General features: G+C 74.1%; 17 protein-coding genes. 7 read left to right on the forward strand and 10 right to left on the reverse strand.

What is annotated here, in order from left to right:
- Positions 1-60: 60 nt before the first annotated feature.
- The 6 genes from ACIG47_RS25315 to ACIG47_RS25340 all read right to left on the reverse strand — a co-directional run bounded on the left by ACIG47_RS25315 (position 61) and on the right by ACIG47_RS25340 (position 9,487).
- A complete protein-coding gene (locus tag ACIG47_RS25315) occupies positions 61-870 on the reverse strand; it encodes a hypothetical protein (protein WP_397433844.1) in 810 nt (269 codons plus the stop codon).
- Positions 867-2,924: an alpha-galactosidase gene (locus tag ACIG47_RS25320; protein ID WP_397433845.1), complete on the reverse strand. Its 2,058-nt coding sequence runs from the start codon at positions 2,922-2,924 to the stop codon at positions 867-869. The genes ACIG47_RS25315 and ACIG47_RS25320 overlap by 4 nt, the downstream gene beginning before the upstream one ends.
- Entirely contained in the window at positions 2,921-3,817 is an 897-nt protein-coding gene (locus ACIG47_RS25325; RefSeq protein WP_397433846.1) for a carbohydrate ABC transporter permease, read from the reverse strand. Before ACIG47_RS25325 ends, ACIG47_RS25320 begins: the two co-directional genes overlap by 4 nt.
- A 1-nt stretch (position 3,818) precedes the next feature.
- Positions 3,819-4,694, reverse strand: coding sequence for a carbohydrate ABC transporter permease (locus tag ACIG47_RS25330; RefSeq protein ID WP_397433847.1), 876 nt, complete (start codon positions 4,692-4,694; stop codon positions 3,819-3,821).
- The gene (locus tag ACIG47_RS25335) at positions 4,691-5,986 is read right to left on the reverse strand and encodes an ABC transporter substrate-binding protein (RefSeq protein WP_397433848.1); all 1,296 of its coding nucleotides are present in this window, start codon (positions 5,984-5,986) and stop codon (positions 4,691-4,693) included. The genes ACIG47_RS25330 and ACIG47_RS25335 overlap by 4 nt, the downstream gene beginning before the upstream one ends.
- A gap of 78 nt (positions 5,987-6,064) precedes the next feature.
- Positions 6,065-9,487, reverse strand: coding sequence for a DUF5107 domain-containing protein (locus tag ACIG47_RS25340; RefSeq protein WP_397433849.1), 3,423 nt, complete (start codon positions 9,485-9,487; stop codon positions 6,065-6,067).
- A gap of 122 nt (positions 9,488-9,609) precedes the next feature.
- On the opposite strand from ACIG47_RS25340, the gene ACIG47_RS25345 reads away from it, so the two are divergent.
- Positions 9,610-10,491: a helix-turn-helix domain-containing protein gene (locus tag ACIG47_RS25345; RefSeq protein WP_397433850.1), complete on the forward strand. Its 882-nt coding sequence runs from the start codon at positions 9,610-9,612 to the stop codon at positions 10,489-10,491.
- Positions 10,492-10,666: 175 nt separating this feature from the next.
- Entirely contained in the window at positions 10,667-12,757 is a 2,091-nt protein-coding gene (locus ACIG47_RS25350; protein WP_397433851.1) for an NPCBM/NEW2 domain-containing protein, read from the forward strand.
- A gap of 67 nt (positions 12,758-12,824) precedes the next feature.
- On the opposite strand, the gene ACIG47_RS25355 is transcribed toward ACIG47_RS25350, so the two are convergent.
- On the reverse strand, positions 12,825-13,703 hold the full coding sequence (locus ACIG47_RS25355) for a LysR family transcriptional regulator (protein WP_397433852.1): 879 nt from the start codon (positions 13,701-13,703) through the stop codon (positions 12,825-12,827).
- 104 nt (positions 13,704-13,807) lie between these two features.
- Here ACIG47_RS25355 and ACIG47_RS25360 point away from each other — a divergent pair, with 104 nt between their 5' ends.
- Both ACIG47_RS25360 and ACIG47_RS25365 read left to right on the forward strand, forming a co-directional pair.
- The gene (locus tag ACIG47_RS25360; RefSeq protein ID WP_397410990.1) at positions 13,808-14,674 is read left to right on the forward strand and encodes an aldo/keto reductase; all 867 of its coding nucleotides are present in this window, start codon (positions 13,808-13,810) and stop codon (positions 14,672-14,674) included.
- Between the two features lie 31 nt (positions 14,675-14,705).
- On the forward strand, positions 14,706-15,638 hold the full coding sequence (locus ACIG47_RS25365) for an aldo/keto reductase family oxidoreductase (RefSeq protein ID WP_397410992.1): 933 nt from the start codon (positions 14,706-14,708) through the stop codon (positions 15,636-15,638).
- A 421-nt stretch (positions 15,639-16,059) separates the two neighbouring features.
- Here ACIG47_RS25365 and ACIG47_RS25370 read toward each other — a convergent pair whose 3' ends face one another.
- The gene (locus ACIG47_RS25370; protein ID WP_397433853.1) at positions 16,060-17,475 is read right to left on the reverse strand and encodes an FAD-binding oxidoreductase; all 1,416 of its coding nucleotides are present in this window, start codon (positions 17,473-17,475) and stop codon (positions 16,060-16,062) included.
- A gap of 100 nt (positions 17,476-17,575) precedes the next feature.
- Between ACIG47_RS25370 and ACIG47_RS25375 the strand changes: the two genes are divergently transcribed.
- Entirely contained in the window at positions 17,576-18,103 is a 528-nt protein-coding gene (locus ACIG47_RS25375; protein ID WP_397433854.1) for a MarR family winged helix-turn-helix transcriptional regulator, read from the forward strand.
- 42 nt (positions 18,104-18,145) lie between these two features.
- Here ACIG47_RS25375 and map read toward each other — a convergent pair whose 3' ends face one another.
- The gene (map, locus tag ACIG47_RS25380) at positions 18,146-18,922 is read right to left on the reverse strand and encodes a type I methionyl aminopeptidase (protein ID WP_397433855.1); all 777 of its coding nucleotides are present in this window, start codon (positions 18,920-18,922) and stop codon (positions 18,146-18,148) included.
- A 79-nt stretch (positions 18,923-19,001) separates the two neighbouring features.
- On the opposite strand from map, the gene ACIG47_RS25385 reads away from it, so the two are divergent.
- Complete coding sequence (locus ACIG47_RS25385; RefSeq protein WP_397433856.1) at positions 19,002-19,268, forward strand: helix-turn-helix domain-containing protein; 267 nt, start codon at positions 19,002-19,004, stop codon at positions 19,266-19,268.
- Between the two features lie 79 nt (positions 19,269-19,347).
- Positions 19,348-20,790 carry an MDR family MFS transporter gene (locus ACIG47_RS25390; RefSeq protein WP_397433857.1) on the forward strand — a complete coding sequence of 481 codons (1,443 nt, stop codon included), beginning with the start codon at positions 19,348-19,350 and terminating at the stop codon, positions 20,788-20,790.
- 10 nt (positions 20,791-20,800) lie between these two features.
- Here the strand turns inward: ACIG47_RS25390 and dnaG are convergent, their stop codons facing one another.
- A complete protein-coding gene (dnaG, locus tag ACIG47_RS25395) occupies positions 20,801-22,747 on the reverse strand; it encodes a DNA primase (RefSeq protein ID WP_397433858.1) in 1,947 nt (648 codons plus the stop codon).
- Between the last annotated feature and the right edge of the window lie 49 nt (positions 22,748-22,796).

Below are 22,796 nucleotides of genomic sequence, written 5' to 3' on the forward strand. Positions count from 1 at the left end.
GTTGGCACCGCCGACGATCGTAGCGAGGAAATTCTTACAGTGGAAGATTCTGCGGGACGGTTACCGGAAGGCGCCCGCCTCCAGGTACCAGGACAGCCGCCCGGCCGTGTCCAGGTGCGCCCGCCGGTCCGGGGCGGCGCGGTCCAGGTTCGTCTCCGCGCCCAGCAGCGGCTCGACGCCGATCGAGCGGTAGGGGCTCCCCTCGGGCCAGCCGCCGAGGTTGCGCCAGACGACGAGCGAGAGCGGGGCCGAGCCGGGCGTGCCCCAGCGCACGCTCAGGCGGTCGGCGCCGTCCACGACGTCGACCCGGTCGGTCGCCACGACGGCGCACCGGGCGGTGCCGTCGTCGGGCCCCAGGGCGTCGAGCGGCACTCCCCCGCCGTCGGGCCAGGTCGTGCCGGTCGTGGCACCCGGCTCGGGCCACTCGACCACGAGCACGTCCGGGCACCCGGGGACCTCCAGGCGCGCGTCCAGGCCGACGTCGAGGAGCATGTGCACGGCGTGCAGCACGGCGGCGCCGGGCGGGCCGTCGACCGTGTAGTCGGCGCGGACCACGCCGTCGTGCGTGGTGAGCCGGCGGGTCAGGGCCAGGGCACCGGCCCGGGCCCGTGCCACGCCCGGCGCGCCGGTGGTCCAGGGCCGCGACCAGACCTCGCCGTGGTCGCTCGGACCGTTGATCGTGGGGAAGCACTCCTCGGCGCCGCCCGCGTCCACGAACGGGTCGCCGGGCGCCACCGCGACCCGGTCCGCCGCGGGGACGCGGGGGTTGCGCCAGAGCCACTCGCGCTCCGGGGTCGCCAACGAGGTCCAGCGGCCGCCGAGCGCGGGGTCCGTGCGGACGGTGAGCGGGCGGGCGGCGGGCACGCTCACAGCCGGTCCAGGACGACGACGTCGCAGTCCCGCCAGGTCCACGGCACGACCAGGCCGTCGGTCGCCAGCTCCTTGCCCGTGCGGATCTCGTCGGTGCCCCGCACGCGGTAGCGGGCATCCGGGTCGAGGTCGCCGAGGTGGACCGTGAGCGGGGCGTCCCCGGCGCGGCGCCAGGCCAGCACGACCACGGCGTCCTCCCCGGCGTACTGGACCGCGCACGCGGCGTCGGCCGGTGCGCCGTGCCGCCGGGTCAGCCCCGTGTGCACCACCGGCCGGATCTCGCGGTACAGCCCGACGAACGACGCCGCTCGCCCGCGGGTGGCGTCGTCCCAGGCCAGCAGGTCCGCGCCGATGCCGAGCACCCCGGCCATCGCCACCACGAACCGGAACTCCAGGCTCGCCGGCGCGCTCTCCCGGTCGGGGTCGAGCAGGTCGGGCAGGTCGGTGACCCAGGAGCTCATGGTCCAGGCCGGCAGCACGCCCAGGAACCCGTGCTGGATCGCGAGCCGATCGCGCGGCCCGGTCTCGTCGCTGGGCCAGACCACGTCCGTCCGGGCGAGCACGGCGTGGTCGATGCGCCCGCCGCCGCCCGCGCACGCCTCGACCGTCACACGCGGGAACTCGGCGCGCAGGGCGTCGAGGATCCGGTGGTACGCGTGGGTGTGGCGCCAGGACCAGTCGTCGCCCGCCGGGGACGTGCGGCCGCCGTCGGCGATGGAGCGGTTCATGTCCCACTTGAGGTAGGTGATGTCCGTGCTGGTCAGCAGGCGGCGCAGCGTGCCCAGCACCCACTCCTCGACCTCGGGCAGGCCCAGGTTGAGCACGTACTGGTGGCGCAGCGTCTCCAGCGGGCGGCCCGCGACGTGGTGCGCCCAGTCGGGGTGCGCGCGGTACAGGTCGCTGTCCGGGCTCACCGCCTCCGGCTCGACCCAGAGGCCGAACCGCATGCCGAGCCGCGTCACGCCGTCGGCCAGCGGGCCGAGGCCACCGGGGATGCGGTCGGTGTCGGCCTCCCAGTCGCCCAGTGCGGCGCGGTCGCTCGTGCGGCCGCGGAACCAGCCGTCGTCCACCACGAAGACCTCGGCGCCCACCTCGGCGGCGGCCTCGGCGAGGCGGAGCTGGTGCTCCACGCGGACGTCGAACGTGGTGGCGAACCACGAGTTGTAGACCACGGGCCGGTGCTCGGGGCCCCGGGTGCGGGCCAGCGTCGCCTGGTAGGCGTGCCAGGCCTGGGCCAGGTCGTCGGCGTCGCCCTCGACCCGGACTCCCGCGAGGACCGGGGTGGTCAGGGCGTCGCCGGGTGCCAGGGTGAGGATGCCGGACTCGTCGTCGGGGCCCGCGGAGACCCGGACGTGACCGGCGAAGGGGACGGCGTCGAGCGCCATGCGCCACGAGCCGCTCCAGGCGAGCGCGACGCCGTACCGGACGCCGTCGGCCCCGGCGGGGACCACGGTCACCACCGGCGCGTACGTGTGGCTCGTGATGCCCTGGCGGCTGCCGATGCTCAGCGTGCCCGCCCCCAGCGACGCCGCGAACGGCGTGAGCTCGCGTGACCACGCGCCGCCCAGCAGGGCGACGTCCGCCCCGCCCGACGTCGGCACGGTGAACGCCCCGCCCCAGCCGCGGAGCAGCTCGATCGGCTGCCCGGCGTGGTTGCGCAGCTCGGCCCACTTCTCCACGACATCGTGCACGGGGTGGGTGCGCAGGTGCAGGGTCACGGCCAGGCCGAGCGCCTCGTCGGCGAGCGGGCAGGCCAGGTGGGTGCCGCCGTCGTCGTCCTGGGTCAGGACGACCTCGCCGGTCAGGGCGAGGCGCGCGCCACGGACGCCGTCCGCACGGCGGACCACCAGCTCGGCGCCGTGCACGTTGCGGGTGCCGAGCGCGGTGGCCTCCAGCGGGAGCAGGTCGAGGTCGGCCTCGAACGAGGACGTCGCCGCCACGGGCGGCACGGCCTCGGCCGCTGCCGGTCCCCAGCCGACGGCGACCAGCCCGGCCCCGCGCGGGGCCTCGGCCACGACGTACTGACCCGTGCGGGTCGGGAGGGTCCAGGTCACTTGTTGGCTCCCACGAGAAGTCCGGACACGAACTGCTTCTGGAACAGGAAGAACACGATGGCCGTCGGCACGGCCGCGATCAACGATCCTGCCGCGACCACGTTCCACGCGCTCGAGAAGCCGCCCTGGAGGTTGAGCAGGGCGGCCGTGATCGGGAACTTCGCCTCCGTGCGCAGCACCGTCATCGCCCAGATCAGGTCGTTGAAGATCCAGGTGGTGGCCAGCGCCGCGAGCGCCGCCAGCGACGGCCGCGACAGGGGCAGCACGATGCGCCAGAAGATGCCGCCGGGGCCGGCGCCGTCGAGCCGGGCGGCCTCGAAGACCTCGTTCGGCAGGCCGCGCATGAAGCCGTGCAGCACGAAGGTGTAGAAGCCGATGCCGAACCCGACCTGCACCACGACCAGCGCGGTCAGCGTGTCGCCGATGCCCAGGGCGGCGGTGATGGACGCGACCGGGACCAGCAGGATCTGCGGGGGCAGGAGGTTCCCGGCGAGCATGGTGAGCAGGATGGTGCGGCGCCCGGGGATGTCGAACCGGCTCAGGGCGTAGGCGGCGAAGGACGACAGGGCGAGCGAGGCGAGCACCGCGCACACCGTCACCAGCACGCTGTTGCCGAGCGAGCGCAGCACGCCGCCCTGGGTCAGCGCCGTGGCGAAGCCGTCGAGACTGAACGTGGCCGGGAACGCGCCCAGGCCGCGGCCCGCGATGTCGTCGTAGGAGCGGACGGCGACGAACAGCACGAACACGATGGGGCTGAGCCACAGCAGCGTGACCGGGAGCATCGCGACGTGCAGCCACGGCGAGCGCGCGGGCCGGGGCTTGCGCAGCCGGGGGGCGGGCCGGTCGCGGACCGCCGCGGGCGCGCCGGAGGCGGGTGGGGCGAGTGCTGACATGTCAGTCCTCCGTCCGGGCCTGGCGGGCGAGGTAGGTGATGATGAAGCCGATCGCCAGGGCGAAGATGACCACGGCGATCGCGGAGGCGTAGCCGAGGTTCCCCGTGGTGAACGCCTGCTGGAACATGTAGGTGCTCAGGAGCTGGGTCTCGTTGTAGGGCCCGCCGCGGGTCATCGCCCAGACGATGTCGAAGGTGCGCAGCGAGTCGATGACCGTGACGGCGAAGACCACCATGTTCACGCCGCGCAGCTGCGGCATGACGATGCGCCAGAACCGCTGCCACGCGTTCGCGCCGTCGACGGCGGCGGCCTCCTCCAGGGTGCCGTCGGTGCCCTTGAGGCCGGCCAGGTACAGCACCATGATGTAGCCGACCTGGCGCCAGACGGCGGCGATGAGCACGGCCCAGAGGGCCACGGCGGGGTCGGCGAGCCACTGGCGTTCCAGGTGCTCCAGCCCCAGCAGCCCCAGCGTGCCGTTGATGGGCCCGTCGGGCGCGTACATGACGCGCCAGAACAGGCCGCTGACGGCGAGCGAGACGACCATCGGCAGGTAGATGGCGCTGCGGTAGAGGCTCACCATGGGTCCGGGCTTGTTCAGGGTGACGGCGAGGGCCAGGCCGCCCACCACGGACAGGCCGCCGAACCCGAGCACCCAGATCACGTTGTTGCGCAGGGCGGTCAGGAAGATCGGGTCGGCGGCCAGGTCGCGGAAGTTCTGCAGGCCCACGGGCTCGGCCAGGCCGATCCCGTCCCAGCGGGTCAGGGCGAGCGAGAACGAGTTGGCCGCGGGCCAGAACACCCAGAACAGCTCGATCGCGAGCGGGACCAGCAGGAACGCCCAGACGAGCAGCGGGACGCGGGCGAGTCTCGCGCTCACGACGCGAAGACCCCCTCGGCCGCCCGCTGCCACTCGTCGAGCACGCTCTTCATGGAGTCGGGCTCGGCGAGGAACTTGGTCAGGGCGGTGTCGGCGGTGGCCTGCAGGGCGTCGGAGGAGTCCCGGTTGAAGAACTGGGTGATCTCCTCGGTGCTGTTCAGCAGCTCGATGCCCTTCTGCACCAGCGGGCTGAACGAGGACGTGTCGACGTCGGGCGAGGTGGGCAGGTTGGACGACTTGGACTGCTCGATGTACTGCTGCTGCGACTCGGCGGAGGCGAGGTAGCTCAGCAGGTCCAGGGCGCCCTGGTGGTTGTCGCTCCGCGCGGCGGCGAAGAAACCGTCGGTCGGCGCCTCCTCCGCCGTGGGCACCGAGTCGTTGATGACCGGCACGGAGAAGAAGTCGAGGTCGTCGCGCTGGTCCTCGGGGAAGTAGCCGGAGACGAACGCGCCGACGAGGTACATCGCCGACTTGTCCTGGGCGACGGGCGTCGCGGCGTCCTGCGCGGTGTAGGACGCCGCGTTCTTGTCGAAGTACGGGATGAGCCGCTTGTACTCCTCCATGACGGCCACCACCTCGGGGTCGTTGAAGGCATGCTCCCCGGCCAGGAGCTCCCGGTGGTACTGGGCGCCGTTGATCCGCAGGTCCAGGTAGTCGAACCAGCCCGACGCCATCCACGGCGTGGACGACAGGCCGTTGGTCAGCGGCACGATGCCCTGGCCGCTCAGGTTCTCGCACAGCGCGTGGAACTCGTCCCACGAGGTGGGCGGCTCGACGCCCCACTTCTCGAACGCCGACTTCTTGTAGAACACGCTCCACCAGTAGTAGCTGGTCGGCACGAAGATCTGCTTGCCCGCCGTGTCGGACGACAGGCTGCGCAGCGCGTCGGAGAAGCCCGCGCACGCGCCGTCGCCCTCCCAGAGGGACGAGACGTCGAGCAGCAGCCCCTCCTCGGCGTAGGACCGGGCCACGGACCCGGCGTACCAGCTCAGCACCTCGGGCGAGTCGCCGGACCGCAGGTAGTTCGTGAGCTGCGCCCGGAACTGCTCGGTGGCCACCGAGTTCATCGTCACGTCGCCGCCGGGGTAGGCCTTGACCAGGGCTTCCAGGGCGGCCTTGGGGTCGGCGTCCTGGATGGAGTTCTGCAGGGTGACCAGGCCGGAGCTCGCGCCGCCCCCGCCCCCGCCGCTGCCGCCCGACGTGGTTCCCACGCACGCGGCCAGCAGGCTCGCCGCACCCAGCGTCATGCCGCCCGCGAGGAGCTCGCGGCGGGTGATCGTTCGCTTGGACATCGTTGTTCCTCCTTCGTGCACCCTCGTTGGCGCACCTGGTACCTCTGGCGATCACGGGCGCGGGTCGGTCCGCGCCCGTCAGATTCCCGGGGCCTGCTGCACAGCCTCCCCGACGACGGCGGCAGGCCCGTGCAGCAACGCCTCTCCCCGGCGCGCGACGGCGTGCCGCAGATCGGCCGCGTGGCGGGACGCCGCGAGCTCCGGCCGGCGCAGCAGCGCGTCGGCCGTGGCGGCGTCGTCGGCCAGCAGGGCGAGCTGGGCGTCGAGGAAGAGCACGCGCCGGTCGCGCACGCGCAGCGGGTCCTCCTCGAAGAGCAGCAGGTCGGGCAGCGACGTGGCGAAGTAGTCCACGCGCGGCACCTCGACGGCGAACCGGTCGCGGTAGGCGCGCAGCGCGGCCGTCAGCGTGTCCGCGGCGGCGGCGTCCCCGGTGCGGCGCAGCGCGAGGACGGTCCAGAACGTCTGCTCGCCGTGCTCCTGCGTGCTCATCTCGACGAAGTCTCCCCGCTGGGCGGCGGCGGTGCGCCAGGCGGCGGTGGCTTCGTCCGCGGCGCCGGCCGCCGCCAGGGCGTCGCCCAGCAGCAGGTGCAGGGTGGCCGTGCTGGCCAGCGGATGGCGGGCCTCGCCCAGGTTCGACGGCGGGGTCAGGGCCGAGCGCAGGTGGGCGACGGCGTCGTCGGCGCGGCCGGCCGCGAGCGCGTCGAGCGCGCGGTGGGTCTGCCCGCGGTCCCAGGCCAGGAGCGCCTGCCCCTCGCCGCCCTCCCACGGGTGCAGCCGACGGCCGCCGAGGATCGTCAGGGCTTCCTCCGCGCGGCCCGCGGTGACCATGAGGTGCAGGGCCTCGACGGCGAGGTCGTCGCGGTCGAGGGCGCCGCCCCCAGCAGGCGCATGGTCGTTCCCCAGGAGGTTGGCCAGCCGGGCCGCCGGAGTCTGTCCGGTCAGCGCCGCGAGCTGGTCGCTCTCGTACCGCAGCCGTGCGTCCTCCGGCGCGACGGCGCACGCCTGGTCGTAGGCGGCCGCCGCGGCGGCCAGGTCGCGCTCGTGGTTGACGGCGGCCAGGCCGATGTTGCGCCAGGCCACGACGTCGGACGGGTCCAGGGCGACGGCGGACCGCCACAGCGCCAGGGCGTCGGCGCGGCGCCCGGCGGCATAGGTCCAGTGCCCCAGGAGGGACCGGGCGCGGGCGTCGGCGGGGTCGGCGTCGGCGGCCTCGCGCAGCACCGCGACGTCCGCGAGGCGGCCGGGGAAGCACCAGGTCGCGTCCAGGGTCCGGGCACGAGCCCGCTCCGCGGCGGCCTCGGCCGCGCGACCGGCGAGCCGCAGCACGTGCGCGCGGTGGTAGGCGAGCAGGGGGCGGACGGCGGTCTGCCCGGCGGGCCGGTGGTCCTCGCGGGCCTCGGCCTCGTCGAGGCAGGCCAGGGCGGCGTCGTGCTCCCCCACCCCCGCAAGCTCGATCGCGACGTCGAGCAGGGTCTGGGCGTCGTCGCTGGCCGGCAGGCCCGCCAGGTGGCGCAGCCAGGCGTCGAGCGGGTCGAGCGCGCGGGCCGCCGTGAGCGCCGATGCCGCCGCGGCGTGCTGCCCCAGCCGCTCGTGGCAGACCACGCTCAGGGCGAGCGCCTGGAGGTGGTCGGGCTCGGTGCGGCGCACGTCGTCGAGCCGTGCCAGCGCATCGGCGTGGCGGCCGGCGCGCGCGTCCAGGCGCGCCATGCGGTAGCCCGCCGGGGCGCGCCAGGCGCGCGACCAGGCGGCCTGCGCGTAGGCGTCGTAGGCGCCCGCGTCGTCGCCCAGCTGCTCGCGCACCAGGCCGAGCAGGTAGAGCGCCGTCGTGTCGCGGGGGCTGCGGTGCAGCCGGGTCAGCCGCGCGACGGCACGCTCCAGAAGCTCGCGGGCCCGCTCGGACTCGCCCGCCGCGTAGGCGCGGCGGGCGAGGCCCACCAGGCTGTCGACGTGCCCGGGGTCGCGGCGCAGGGCCTCGTGCCAGTACGGCTCGGGGGCGCGCGTGGCGTGCCGGTACAGGTCGAGGTGCGTGGCGACGAGGGCGAGCTCCTCGACCGTGCCGACCTCGTCGGGGGCCGGCGGCTCCTCCGCCGGGGCGGGCTCGGGAGCCGGAGCCGCGGGGGCGGGCTCGGTCCAGGTGACCAGGGTCCGGTCGCCGTGGGTCACGGTGACGGTGAGCGGCCCCGTCCCCTCGGGGACGTCGTGCTCCAGGAGTGCGGGGCGCGTCGGGTCGACGTCGACCACGTCGGTGGCGAGCACCGCGCCGGCCGCCGTGAGCGTCACCGTCAGATCGTCCAGGGCGCGCGGCACGACGACGCCGAGGCGCGCCGCCGTCCCGCCGTCCGGCCGGTCGAGCCGGACCGCGGCGTCCAGCGTGGCCCGGTCCACCGGGCCGACGTCGCGCACCGGGTACCAGAACTGGGAGAACACCTTGGTCTCGCCCGGGGCGAGGTAGGCGAAGTCGGGCTGGTTGTCCGTGAACACCCCGGCCATGAGCTCCACGTAGTGGGATCCGTCGTCGGCCAGGTTCGCGTCCCAGGCATGGCCGAACGGGGCGTTGCCCCAGGTCCACTGCTTCTTGCCCGGCGAGATCGCGCGGTCGGCCACGTGCACGAACCCGAGGCCCGACGCGTGGTCGTACCCGCCGAAGAACTCCTCGTCGCTGCCCAGGCACATGTACGACGTCGGCACCGGGATGTTGCGGTACCAGTCGAGCCGGTCGCCGCCCTCGCTCGCGAGCGCCGGGTAGTCGACGCCGTAGTAAGGGCGGTCGGCGTGCGGGAACGCCGTGATCGCGCGGCGCGCGTGGTCGGCCACGTAGGTCACGTCGTGCGGGAAGAACGACTGGTAGTGGTCGTCGACCTTGGCGGCCACGTTGGCCCACCAGAGGAACGACTGCGGCAGCTCGCTGCGGTTGTAGAGCCGCACCGTCAGCTCCAGGACGGCGCTGCCGGGGCGCAGCCGCACGCCGTGCATGCCCTTCATCCGGGTGAACGGGTCGTGGTCGGAGCACCAGACGACGACGGCGCCGTCGGGCTCCTCCTCGATCTCGACGTCCACCGGGAGGTAGGTGGCCGGGCGGTGGTGCTGCGGCCAGTTGAGCTCCACCCCGCCGGCCACCCACGGACCCGCCAGGCCGACCAGCGCCGGCTTGATGACGGGGTTGGTCCAGAAGAGGTCCCGGCCGCTGCCACGCTCGCGGGCCACGTGGATGCGCCCGCCCAGCTCCGGCAGCACCACGACGCGGAGCCACTCGTTCTCCAGGTGCACGGCGCGCCACTCGCGCGGGTGGGGCTCGTCGGCGATCTGGTGGTGGAACGGGAGGGGGTACACGCGGCCGGACGACCCCTGGTAGACGCGCCGGTCCAGGTACGCCGGGAACCGGTCGGGCGGCAGGGGTTCGTAGGTGGTCAGGGTGAGCGGCGCCTCCCAGGCGGCCGCGGCCCGGCCGGCCAGGTCGGCGGGCCGGTCGGGCAGGTCGAGCACGGACTCCACATCGAGCATGGTTCCGACGCTACGAACCCGTCCGGTGCGCCGGGAAGCGACGGATCGACGCACTTGCCTGGACGATCCGACGATTCCCGCGGGTGCTGACACCGGCCCCGGCCCGGCGCTACCCTCCGGAGATGCGCATCCGTGACGGGTTCCCCGGACAGCGCCTGCGGGTGCTGCCGTCCGCAGTGGTGCGGGCGGCGTCCCAGGCCGGTCCCGCGTCGCGTCTGCTGGTCACCGACGCGGGCTACTTCCCGCATGCCGCGAACCACGGCCGGGTGCGTGCGCGGGGCGCCGTCGGCACCATCGTGATCGTGTCCGCCGCAGGGCGCGGGTGGTGCCGCACCCCCGGCGGCCTGCACCGCATCGACGCTGCTCAGGCACTCGTCATCCCCGCCGGCGTGCCCCACGAGTACTGGGCGGACGACGACGATCCATGGACGATCTGGTGGATGCACGCGCGCGGCCCGGACGTGGGCGAGTTCGAGCGCGACCTGGCCCGGCACGCGGGTCCCGACGACGTCGCCGTGGTCGAGGTGCACGACCAGGTCCGCGTCCTGGCCGACCTCGAACGCGTCGTCGACGCCCTGGAGGCCGACGAGACCTACCCCAGCCTGCTGCGCTGCGCCGGCGCGGGCTGGTCGGTGCTCGCCCAGATCGGGGCCGACGCCGCCGCGGGCAGCCCGGTGCGCGGCGAGCCGGTGCGCGCCGCCCAGGAGTACCTGCGCACGCACCTGGACGCCGTGGTCGAGGTGGCGGCGCTCGCGCGGCGGTTCGGCCTGAGCACGTCGCACTTCTCGGCGCGGTTCCGGGCGGCGACCGGCGGTGGCGTGGTCGAGTACGTCAAGCGGCTGCGGATGGCGCGGGCGTGCGAGCTGCTCATCACGACGGAGCTGCCGGTGGCCGACATCGCACGCTCGGTGGGCTACCCGGACCCGTTCTACTTCTCCCGGCAGTTCCGCACCGTGCACTCGTGCAGCCCGACAGCCTTCCGGCAAGGCGCCCACGACCGCTGAGGCCGGTGCCGGGGAGGCGGGCGCCGGTCGGTCGGCGGGATCTGCCCGGCGCGTCGGATCGTCCAGGCGGGTACGTCGTCCTCTGCATTCCCCGGGACCGGGGCCGGCGGAATGCTGGGCGGGTTCCTCCCCTCGGCCCTCCGGCCGAGCCGACGACGACGACGTCAGGAGACCCATGTTCACCGTACGAACCTGGGTGGCGCGAGCGAGCGCCGCCCTGCTCACCACGGCGCTGGCCGCGGCCGGGCCGGCGGGCGCCGCCTTGGCCGCCCCGGCCGTGCCCGCCGAACCTGCGGCGCCCGCCCCGGCGCCCGGTCCCAGCCCCACGCCCTACCAGGGCTGGAACACCTACTACGGCCTCGGTGGCGACTTCACGGCCGACGAGGTGCTGGACGTGGCCGACTTCCTGGTGTCGTCCGGCCTCGCGGAGGCGGGCTACGACATCGTGTGGCTCGACGGCGGCTGGCAGGCCGACGTGCCGCGCGGCGCCGACGGCCGCCTCCAGGGCGACCCGTCCCGGTTCCCCGACGGCATGGCGGCGCTGGCCGACGAGATCCACGACCGCGGCCTGCGCGCCGGCATCTACACCGACGCCGGCCCGTACATCCCCGGCACGTGCGGGCTGGGCAGCGGCGGCCACTACCAGACCGACGCCGACACCTTCGCCGAGTGGGGGTACGACGCCGTCAAGGTCGACTTCCTGTGCGGCATCACCGCCGACCTGGACCCGCAGGAGGCGTTCACGGCGTTCGCGGAGGCGCTGCGGAACAACAGCTCCGGCCGGTCGATGATCTTCAACCTGTGCAACCCCGTGACGTCCCCCGACTGGGGCGACTACCCGGAGGAGCAGCAGTCGACCTGGTCGTGGACCTACGCACCCGAGATCGCGGAGTCGTGGCGCACCTACACCGACGTCGGGTTCGTGGGGCAGATCCAGTTCAAGGACGTGCTGCGCAACTTCGACGCGAACGCCCGGCACCCCGAGGTCGCGGGGCCGGGACACTTCAGCGACCCGGACTACCTGGGCCCGGAGCTCGGCATGACCACCGAGGAGTTCCGCACCCAGATGTCGCTCTGGACCGTCGCAGCCGCGCCGCTGGTCATCTCCAGCGACCCGCGCACGCTGAGCCGGGAGTCCCTGGACATCCTGCTCGACGACGACGTGCTGGCGATCGACCAGGACCCGCTCGGCGTCCAGGGCACCCGGGTGGGCCCGGCCGGCACCACGGAGACCTGGGCCAAGCCGCTGACGGACGGCTCCGTCGCGGTCGCGCTGCTGAACCGCGGCGACCGCGCCGCCGAGGTGGCCACGACCGCCCGTGACCTGGGGCTGCGCGGCCGAGCGTTCGAGGTGCTGGACACCTGGACGGACGCCCGCACGCAGTCCGCCGGCACGATCCGGGCCGCGGTGCCCGCGCACGGCGCGGCGCTGCTGCGTGTCACGCCGTCCCGGGCCGACGGCGCCCCGCGGCTGGTCGCCGCGCCGCCGGTCTTCACGGCCGTGGGAGCCGACGACATCGCGCCGACCACCGACGTGCTGGCCGCCGCCGGCGACCGGCTGACCACGCAGGTGACGCTGCACAACGACGGCAGCACCCCGGTACGCGACCCGCGCGTCGTGCTCGACGCGCCCGAGGGGTGGACGGCGCGCCCGTCCGGCGGCACCCCGCGGACCGTCCGGCCGGGTACCTCGGCCACGGTGTCCTTCACCCTGACCGTCCCGGCCGGCACCGCCACCGGCGGCCACGACGTCGCGGCGTCCGTCTCGTCCGCCGGCGGCCCGGCCGTGACGACGCCGCCGGCCCGGGTGACCGTCGCGCCCTCGGCACCGTCGGGTGGCGACGTGGTGCTCTCGCGGCACCCGTGGGTGAGTGCGAGCAGCGGCTGGATGGAACCCACCGTGGACCAGAGCGTCGGTGGTGGCTCACCCCTGACGGTCGCCGGCGTCGTGCACCCGGCCGGGATCGGCGTCGCGAGCCCGTCCACGGTCCGGTACTACCTCGGCGCCGCGTGCACCGCGCTGACCGGCAGCGTCGGCATCGACGACGTCGTCGGCACGGTCGGCCCGGAGGGCGGCACGGCGACGTTCGACGTCGTCGGCGACGGCGCGACCCTCTGGAGCAGCGGCACGGTGGAACGGGGCGCGGCGGTCGCGTTCGACGTGGACGTCACGGGGGTCCGCGACCTGTCGCTCCGGGTGGGCGACGCGGGCGACGGCGGCTACAACGACCGCGCCGACTGGCTCTCCCCGACCCTCACCTGCTGACCCCGTTGAGTGCTGGACATTCGCCCTCTTGGCACACCGAAAAGGGCGAATATCCAGCACTCGACGGTCAGGGCTGGGCGTCCGACAGGAGTTCCGTCAGGTGCGGGGCCGGTGAGTTGCGGTCCGGGGTCGTGACCAGCGAGACGATCCAGTCCCCGGCGCCGTCCGGCGCCACCGGGACCGCCACCAGGCGGGCGGCCTGCGGCTTGGCCGCGACGTGCCGCGGCACGACGGCGACGCCGAGGCCGCGGTCGACCAGGTCCAGCAGCGTGTGCACGTCGTTGACCGTGAACCGCACGCGGCGGCGCACACCCCGCGCGGTGAACGCGTCGTCGTTGAGCTGGCGGATCGCCCACGACGGGTGGAAGTCGATGAAGCTCTCGCCGCCGAGGTCGGCCCGGTCCACGGCCGCGCGGGCGGCCAGCGGGTGGTCGGGCGGGCACAGGAGCACCACCGGCTCCTGACCGAGCACGGTGCGCGGCAGCACGCCCACGTGATCGGCCGTCGCGACGAACGCCGCGTCGAGGTCGCCGTCGCGCACCCCGGCCAGCAGCTCGTGCGAACCCGCCTGCTGGAACGCGATCTCCACGCGCGGGTAGCGCCGGTGGAAGCGTTCCAGCAGCGTGGCGACGTCGACGACGCCGAGGCACTGCTCCGCGCCCACCCGCAGCGTGCCCGCGAGCTCGCGCGAGACCTGGACCACCGCGTCGCGCGCCTCCGTCGCAGAGGAGAGCATGGAACGGGCGAACGGCAGGAGCGCCAGACCCGCCTCGGTGGGCTCGACCCGGCGGGTGGTCCTGGTGAACAGCTTGGTGCCCAGCTCGACCTCGAGGTTGCGGATGGCGGCCGACAGGCCGGACTGGGAGACGCCGGTGAGCTCGGCGGCCCGGGTGAACTGCCGTTCGTCCGCGAGGGCCACGAGGTATTCCATCTGACGCAGTTCCATTGAGCACTACCAGTTCTAGGAATGATGATCCACAGTTGTTGGACTTCTAGGTTACGGCTTCCTAGTCTCAGGTCCGAACACGTCGCGACACAAGGAGAGAACTCATGCAGCTCCGCACCATCGGCGGCCGTTCCGTCTCCGCGATCGGCCTCGGCGGCATGCCGATGTCGATCGAGGGCCGGCCGGACCGCGACCGTTCGATCGCCACGATCCACGCCGCCCTCGACGCCGGCGTGACCCTGATCGACACCGCTGACGCCTACCACCTGCACGCCGACGAGGTGGGCCACAACGAGGCGCTCATCGCCGAGGCCCTGCGGTCCTACGGCGGCGACACCTCGGACGTCCTGGTCGCCACCAAGGGCGGCCACCTGCGGCCCGGGGACGGGTCCTGGACCAAGGACGGCCGGCCCGAGTACCTCAAGGAGGCCGCGAAGGCGTCGGCCAAGCGGCTCGGGGTCGAGGCCATCGGCCTGTACCAGTTCCACCGCCCCGACCCGGCCGTGCCCTACGGCGACTCCGTGGGCGCCATCCGTGACCTGCTCGACGAGGGCGTCATCGAGCTGGCCGGCATCTCGAACGCGAACCCCGACCAGATCCGCGAGGCCAACGAGATCCTGGGCGGCCGCCTGGTGTCCGTGCAGAACCAGTTCTCGCCGCGCTTCCGCTCCTCGCTGCCGGAGCTGGAGCTGTGCGCCGAGCTGGGCATCGCGTTCCTGCCGTGGAGCCCGCTCGGCGGCATCTCGCTGGCCCGCTCGGGCGAGCTCGGCACCGAGTACTCGGCGTTCCAGGAGATCGCGGACGCGCACGGCGTCTCGCCGTTCCGGGTGACGCTCGCCTGGGAGCTGGCGCTGGCGCCCGTCGTCGTGCCGATCCCCGGGGCGTCGCGCCCGGAGAGCATCCGCGACTCCGCGCAGGCACCCGACCTGACCCTCACGGCGGACGAGGTCGCCCGCCTGTCGGCGGCCTGAGCCCCACCGCACCCACCACAGGAGAGAACCCGTGAAGACCTTCACCCTGCCCGGGACGGACCTCACCGTCCCGAACGTCGTGCTCGGCCTCATGCGCATCCAGGAGAAGACCGACGAGGAGGTGCGCACCCTGGTCAAGACGGCCCGGGACGCCGGCATCTCGTTCTTCGACCACGCCGACGTGTACGGCTCCGGCCCGCACGGCTGCGAGAAGCGGTTCGCCGAGGCCATGCAGCTCACGCCGTCCGAGCGCGAGCAGATCGTGCTGCAGACCAAGGCCGGCATCGTGCGCGAGGGGCCGTACTTCGACTACTCGTACGAGCACCTCGTCGAGTCGGTGAACGGCTCGCTGGCCGCGCTCGGGACCGACTACATCGACATCCTGCTGCTGCACCGCCCGGACGCCCTCGTGGAGCCGGACGAGGTGGCGCGGGCCTTCGACGACCTGTCGGCCGCGGGCAAGGTGCGCGCGTTCGGCGTCTCGAACCACACGCCCGGCCAGATCGAGCTGCTGCGCAAGTCCGTGACGCAGCCCCTGGTGGCCAACCAGCTCCAGCTCTCGGTGACCCACGCGCCCCTGGTGGCGCAGGGCGTGGCCGCGAACATGCAGGGGCTGGACCAGTCGATCAGCCGGGACTCCGGCACGCTCGACTACTGCCGCCTGCACGACATCACCGTGCAGGCCTGGTCCCCGTTCCAGGCCGGCTTCTTCAACGGCACCTTCCTGGGCTCGCCGGACTACCCGGAGCTGAACGCCGTGATCGACCGGCTGGCCCAGAAGTACGACGTGCCGGCCATCGCGATCGCCACCGCATGGATCACGCGCCACCCCGCGCAGATGCAGGTGGTGCTCGGCACCACCAACCCGGAGCGGGTCGCGGGTGCCGCGCTCGGGTCGGAGGTGCCCCTGACGCGTGCCGAGTGGTACGAGATGTTCCGGACGGCGGGGTACACGGTTCCCTGACGCGCGCGGGCGGTGCGGCCGGGCGAGCGGTCCGGACGGGCGGTCCGTGCGAGCGGTCCGTGCGAGCGGTCCGGGCGAGCGGTCCGTGCGAGCGGGCGGTCCGGCCACGCTGCCGACGACGAGACCGCCGCCCGGGAACCTGCCCCGCGGGGGTGTGTTGCGCTCCGTAGACAACGTCTACCGTGTGCGACACACCCCCGCAGGGCAGGTTCCTCCGGGGTTGTGTTGCGCTCCGTAGACAACGTCTACCCTGTGCAACACACCCCCGAAGCGCAGGTTTCTCCGGGGTTGTGTTGCGCTCCGTAGACAACGTCTACTGTGTGCAACACACCTCCGCGGGGCAGGTTCTTCCGGGACGCTCCCGCCGGCCCGAACCCGAACCCGGACCCGGCCCGACCCGGACCAGGCCGGGCCGACGCCGTCAGGGCCTGACGTTGTGGTTCGACGCGAAGAGGTTGCCCGGGTCGTACTCCCGCTTCACCTCGCGAAGCCGGGCGAGCGTCGCCTCCGGGTAGGCGTTGCGGACGTCCTCCTCCGTGGCGGCCCCCATGAAGTTCACGTAGCCGCGGCCGGCGACGCCGAGCGCCGACGCCGCCGATGCCACCCACTCCTGGGTCGCGGGCAGCGCCTCGGCCGCCGGCGCGCTCCCACCCACCGTCACCATGAAGGCCGGGTCGCGGTGCGCGAAAGCCGTCGCCGCCGGGTCGACCCGGCCGATCGCGCCACCCATGGGCCGGATGTTCACCGCGGCCGGACCGGCCGCCCCGGACACGGCCTCGATCGCGGCGGCGGCCCAGTCCTCGTCGGGCGCCCAGACACCCCGGCCGAGGAACCCGGTCCGCGCGTCGCCGACACCGCCGGCCGGCGGGCCGCCCGCGCCCTCGAACATGGCGGCGTACGGCAGCTCGCGGACGCCGTCGAGCACCGGGCCGAGCGCACGCAGCGGCGCGAGCGCCTCGTCCGCCGCCGCGGACGTGCCCGAGTGGACCAGCAGCGCCATGAGCACCGGCGTGCCGTGCAGCTCGGCGGGGATCATCGGCGCGGGCGGGGCGACCATCACGTTGATCATGCCCGCGAACTCCTCCGGGCCCTCGGCGAAGGCACGCAGGATGGTGGCCAGCCCGGCCGGCGTCGGCTCCCACATCATCATGCCGCCCGTGACGGTACCGACCTCCCGCAGCCGCAGGTCCAGCCGCGTCACGACGCCGAAGTTGCCGCCGCCACCACGCAGCGCCCAGTACAGGTCCGGGTTCTCGTCCGGACCGGCCTCCACCACCTGGCCGTCCGCGAGCACCACCTGTGCGCCCAGGAGGTTGTCGAGCGTGAGGCCGTCGCGCCGGCTGAGGTAGCCGATCCCGCCGCCGAGCGTGATGCCGCCGACGCCGACGGTCGCGGTGTCGCCGAACCCCGTGGCCAGGCCCTGGGCACCGGCCGCCGCCGTGTAGGCACCCGCGAGCACCCCGCCCTGCGCACGGCCGACGCCGGCCGCGGCATCGATCTCGACGCCGTCCAGGAGCCGGAGGTCGAGCACGAGGCCGCCGTCGACCAGGGCGTGCCGGGCCTGGTGGTGGCCGCCGGCGCGCACCGCGAGCGGCAGCCCCGCATCGCGGGCGACGACCAGCGCCGTGCCGACCTCCGCGGTGCTGCGCACGCGCGCGATCGCCGCCGGGATCCGGGGCGGACCGCCCACGAACACGGTCGCCGCCTCGGCGAACCCGGCCGCCGCCGGGGTGAGCAGGCGGTCGCCGAGGGCGGCCGCGAGCGGGGCGAGGGCGCGCTCCAGCGCCTCGGGAGAACGTGGTGCGGTGGTGCCGGTGGTGCTGTCGTGCGTGGACATCTCAGGGCCTCCGGGGGGTCGGGTACTGCCGCGGGCAACGTTAGACATCTAAGGATTAGGCGTCAACGCATTTCGGCGTGGGGCGAACTACGCTGCCTCCATGGCACCGAACGGGCGGCCCGACGGCCAGTCAGACGCGACCGACCACCCGGCGACCGGGCCGACACCCGTCGCGGTCGCCATGTGGCAGTCCGTGCAGCGCGTGATGCGCGCGTTCGACGCGCTCCTGTCCGAGCAGGGCGGGAGCTGGCAGGTCTGGCACATCCTGCTCGCCCTGCACCAGGGCACGCCCGCCACCCAGCGGGAGCTCGCGCGCGCCGTGGGCATCCGCGAGGCGACCATGACGCACCACCTGCGCTCCATGGAGGACCGCGGGCTGATCGCCCGCACCCGGGACGCGTCGAACCGCCGGGTGCAGCGCATCGAGGTCACCGAGTCCGGCGAGGCGCTCTACCGCCGGCTCAAGTCCGCGGCCATCACCTTCGACCGCACGCTGCGGGAGGCGATCGGCGGCCGCGAGGGGGACGTCGACGCGTTCTTCGGCACGCTCTGCCGGCTCGCCGACTCCGTGCCGGACGACGGCCGCGGCGTCGTACCGGAGGGCATCCCCGGCAACCGGAGCGCCTGACCCGGCACGACCCGCGGCCGGGTCGAGATCTGGTCGCGGCCTCTAGGCCGACGTCGGCAGCGTGAGGATCTCCGCGCCGTCCGGCGTGATCGCGATCGTGTGCTCGCTGTGCGCGGTGCGGCAGCCGGTCGCGCTGCGCAGGGTCCAGCCGTCGGCGTCGACCACGAGCTCGTCGGTGTCGGCCATGACCCAGGGCTCCAGCGCCAGCAGGAGGCCGGGGCGCAGCCGGTACCCGCGGCCGGGCCGCCCGGTGTTCGAGACGTGCGGGTCCTGGTGCATCGTCGAACCGATGCCGTGCCCGCCGAACTCCGTGTTGATCGGATAGCCCGCCCCGCCCAGGACGGTGCCGATGGCGTGCGAGACGTCGCCGAGCCGGCCGCCGGGCCCCGCGGCGGCGATCCCGGCGGCCAGGGCCCGCTCGGTCACGTCGATCAGCGCGACGCTCTCCGGGGGCCGCGCGTCACCCACCACGAAGCTCACGGCGGAGTCGGCAGCGATGCCGTCGAGCAGCACGGCCAGGTCGAGGGTCAGCAGGTCACCGTCCGCGAGCGCGTAGTCGTGGGGCATCCCGTGCAGCACCGCGTCGTTCACCGCGGTGCACACGTAGTGGCCGAACGGGCCGCGCCCGAACGACGGCGCGTAGTCGACGTAGCAGGACTGCGCACCCGCCTCCTCGATCAGCTCCCGGGTCCACCGGTCGAGGTCCAGCAGGTTGGTGCCGACCACGCTCCGGCTGCGCAGGGTCCGCAGGATGTCCGCGACCAGGGCGCCGGTGGCGCGCGCCCGGGTCAGCTCGGCGGGGTTCAGGATCTCGATCATGGGGGCCTTTCCTCGGCACGTCCGACTGCGTTCCCAATAACTATACCGGCCATGTCATACCGGTACTACTATCGGGGCCATGGTCAGGTTGCCGCTCACCCCCGCCGAGGTCGAACGCGGGCAGCGCCTCGGCGCCCGCCTGCGCCGCGCCCGGGGAGACCGCCCGATGCTCGACGTCGCGCTCGCGGCCGGCGTCTCGCCGGAGACGCTCCGGAAGATCGAGACGGGCCGCATCGCCACACCGGCCTTCCCGACCATCGCGGCCATCGCCGACGTCCTGGGCCTGTCGCTGGACGAGCTGTGGTCCGAGGTGAACCAGCCCGCCCGCGAGCCGCTCGCCTCGTGACCCCCGGCACTCCCGCGGGAATAGGAGATGCCCCGGGCAACTTTGCATGTGTCGTGCAGCACACCCGGAGCCCCCAGCCATGACCGCGTCCGAGACCTCGTCGGCCGAGGCAGCCACCGACACCAGGCTCGGCCTGCGCGGCGACCGCGGCCCGATCCTCGGCGCGCTGATGCTCGCCACGGCGCTGGTCGCGCTCGACGCCACGATCCTCGCCACGGCCTCGACCACCATCGCGCGCGAGCTGGGCGCGTTCGAGCAGGTGCCGTGGCTCTTCTCGGCCTACACGCTGGCCCAGGCCGTGACCGTGCCGGTGTACGGACGGTTGGCGGACGTGTTCGGCCGCAAGCGCGTGATCCTGGCCGGGATCGCCCTGTTCGTGCTCGGGTCCGTGCTGTGCGCGGTGGCCTGGAGCATGCCGGCGCTGATCTGGTTCCGGGTGCTGCAGGGCCTGGGCGCGGGCGCCATCCTGCCGATGTCGATGACGATCACCGGCGACATCTACACGCTCGCCGAGCGCGCGAAGACGCAGGGCTACATGGCCAGCGTGTGGGCCGTCTCCTCCGTGCTCGGCCCCACCCTCGGCGGCGTGTTCAGCCAGTTCGTGAGCTGGCGCTGGATCTTCTGGGTCAACCTGCCGATCGGCGCGGCGGCCCTGCTGGCCCTCTGGCTCCGGTTCCACGAGAAGGAGCGCGACGGCGCCCGCGAGCCCGTCGACTACGTGGGCGCGGTGCTGCTCACGGCGGGCAGCACGCTGCTCGTGCTCGGCCTGCTGGAGGGCGGTCACGCCTGGGGCTGGGCGTCGGCGCCGTCGATCGGCATCTTCGGCGCCGCGGTGGTGCTGCTGGCGGCGTTCGCCGTGTCGGCGCGGCGCACCGCGCACCCGATCTTCGACCTGCGGCTGCTGCGGCGCCGGGTCGTGGGCGCCTCGACGGCGGCGTCGCTGATGGTCGGCGTCATCACCCTCGGCCTGTCCACCTACGTGCCGATCTACGCGCAGGGGGTGCTCGGCGTCGGGCCGCTCGTGGCCGGGTTCGCGCTGGCCGCGCTCACGCTCGGCTGGCCCATCGCGGCCACGCTGTCGGGGCGGGTCTACCTGGCCATCGGGTTCCGCTGGACCAGCCTCATCGGGTCCGTCGTGGTGCTGACGGGTGCGCTGCTGACCCTGGTGCTCGACGCGGGCTCCGCCGTCTGGCAGATCTCGGTGGCCGTGTTCGTGATCGGCCTGGGCATGGGCCTGGTGGCGGTGCCCACGCTGCTCGCCGCCCAGCACAGCGTGGGCTGGGGCGAGCGCGGCGCGGTGACGGCGACCAACATGTTCGCCCGGTCGATCGGTCAGGCCGTCGGCGTCGCGGCGCTCGGCGCGGTGGTCAACGCCCTGACGGTGGTGGGCCCGGACGGCACGCCCGAGGGCGCGGGCCTGGCCAGCGCGATGCACCTGGTGTTCTGGTGCGTGGTGGGCTGCGCGGCGCTGATGATCGGCACGGTGCTGCTGCTCCCCCGCGACCACCCGGCGCCGGCCTGAACCAGGGCGGCTACGCGCTCTCGCGGAGGGTGCGGCGCTCGGCCTCGATCGCCAGGAGCTCGGCGAACGCCGCCTGGTAGGCCTCCGTGTCCGACGGGTCCAGCCGCTGCAGGCGGCTGCGCGCGTCGGCCACGCGCCGCATCAGACCCATGTCCACCACCCGGCGCACGACGCCCTCGACGAAGGCCGCGATGGCCGTCTCGCGGTCCTCCGGGAGCGAGGCCACGGAGAGCTGCGTGACCAGGCCCGCGACGGTCTCGGAGGCCTGGTCCAGCACGGCCGCGACCCACTGCGCGGCCGACGTGTCCCGCCCGGCGGCGACACCCCCGGCCGCCCGGATCGCCGTGTGCACCGCGCGCCACGCGGGAACCGCGAAGGCGTCCTCGCCCAGGTCGTCGAACGACGGCGGCACGTGCTGCGGGTACTGCAGCACCGCCACCAGCGCGAGCCGCTCGTCACGGGCCACGGGGTCGCGCGGGTCGGGTGCGGGCACCTGGGGTACGCCGCCCGACGCGGGCCGGCGGTCGCCGTCCGCCCCCGGTCCGGCAGGGCCGCCGGACGACGGCGCGGTGGCCGGCGCGTCCCGCAGGGACGGTGTGCTCGCCGCACGCTGGATCTCCCGGACCACGGCGCGCTCGTCGGTGCCGATCCAGCCCGCCAGCAGGCGCGCGTACTCGGGACGCAGCGCGGTGTCCCGGATGCCCGCGATGATCGGGGCGGCGGCACGGAGCGCGCCGACCCGGCCCTCGGCGGTGTCGAGGTCGAACTCGTCGAGCTTGCTGCGCACCACGAACTGGAAGAGCGGCACCCGCCCGTCCACGAGGGCGCGCACCGCCTCGGGGCCGTTCGCCATGCGCAGGTCGCACGGGTCCATGCCGCTGGGCTCGACGGCCACGAACGTCTGCGCGAAGAACCGCTGGTCCTCGCCGAAGGCGCGCACGGCGGCCTTCTGCCCGGCCGCGTCGCCGTCGAAGGTGAAGATGATCTCGCCGCCGAGCGAGGCACCGGACTTGAGCTGGAGCCCGCCGCCCGCGGTCGTGTCGCCCAGCAGACGCCGCACGACCTTGGCGTGGTCGGCGCCGAACGCCGTACCGCACGTCGCCACCGCGGTCGTGACACCGGACAGGTGCGCCGCCATGACGTCCGTGTACCCCTCGACCACCACGACGCGCTTGCCGCGGGCGATCTCGCGCTTGGCGAGGTCGATGCCGTACAGCACGTGCGACTTCTTGTAGAGGCTGGTCTCCGGGGTGTTGAGGTACTTGGGGCCCTGGTCGTCCTCGAACAGGCGCCGGGCACCGAACCCGATCACCGCGCCCGTCACGTCGCGGATGGGCCACATGACCCGGCCGCGGAACCGGTCGTAGATGCCGCGCTGGCCCTGCGACATCAGCCCGCTCGCCACGAGCTCGGCCTGCGTGAAGCCCCGGCCCTGGAGGTGGCGCTGGAGCGCGTCCCAGCCCTTGGGGGCGAACCCGACGCCGAACCGCTCGGCGTCGGACCGGTCGAAGCTGCGCTCGGCCAGGAACGCACGGGCCGCGGCCGCGTCGGGGCCCATGAGCTGCTCGGCGTAGAACTCGGCCGCCACGCGGTGGGCCTCCAGCAGGCGCTGCCGCTTGCCGGGCTCCTCGCGCGGACGGGCGGAGCCGCCCTCCTCGTACCGGAGCTGCACGCCGGTCTTGCCCGCGAGGTACTCGATGGCCTCGGTGAAGCTCAGCCCGTCCATCTTCATGACGAACTCGATGACGTCGCCGCCCTCACCGCACCCGAAGCAGTGGTACCGCCCGACGCTGGGGCGCACGTTGAAGCTGGGGCTGCGCTCGTCGTGGAAGGGGCACAGACCCACCAGCGCGCCGACCCCGGCGGGCTTGAGGGTCACGTGCGCCGAGACGATCTCGTCGATCCGCGCGCGCTCACGGACCAGGTCCACGTCCTCACGTCTGATCAGCCCGGCCACGCTCCGAAGTCTATGCTCGCGCGGCGGGGCCCGAGGCCGCCGTCCACAC

The organism is Promicromonospora sp. NPDC052451, assembly GCF_044547525.1.
Taxonomy (GTDB): Bacteria; Actinomycetota; Actinomycetes; order Actinomycetales; family Cellulomonadaceae; genus Promicromonospora.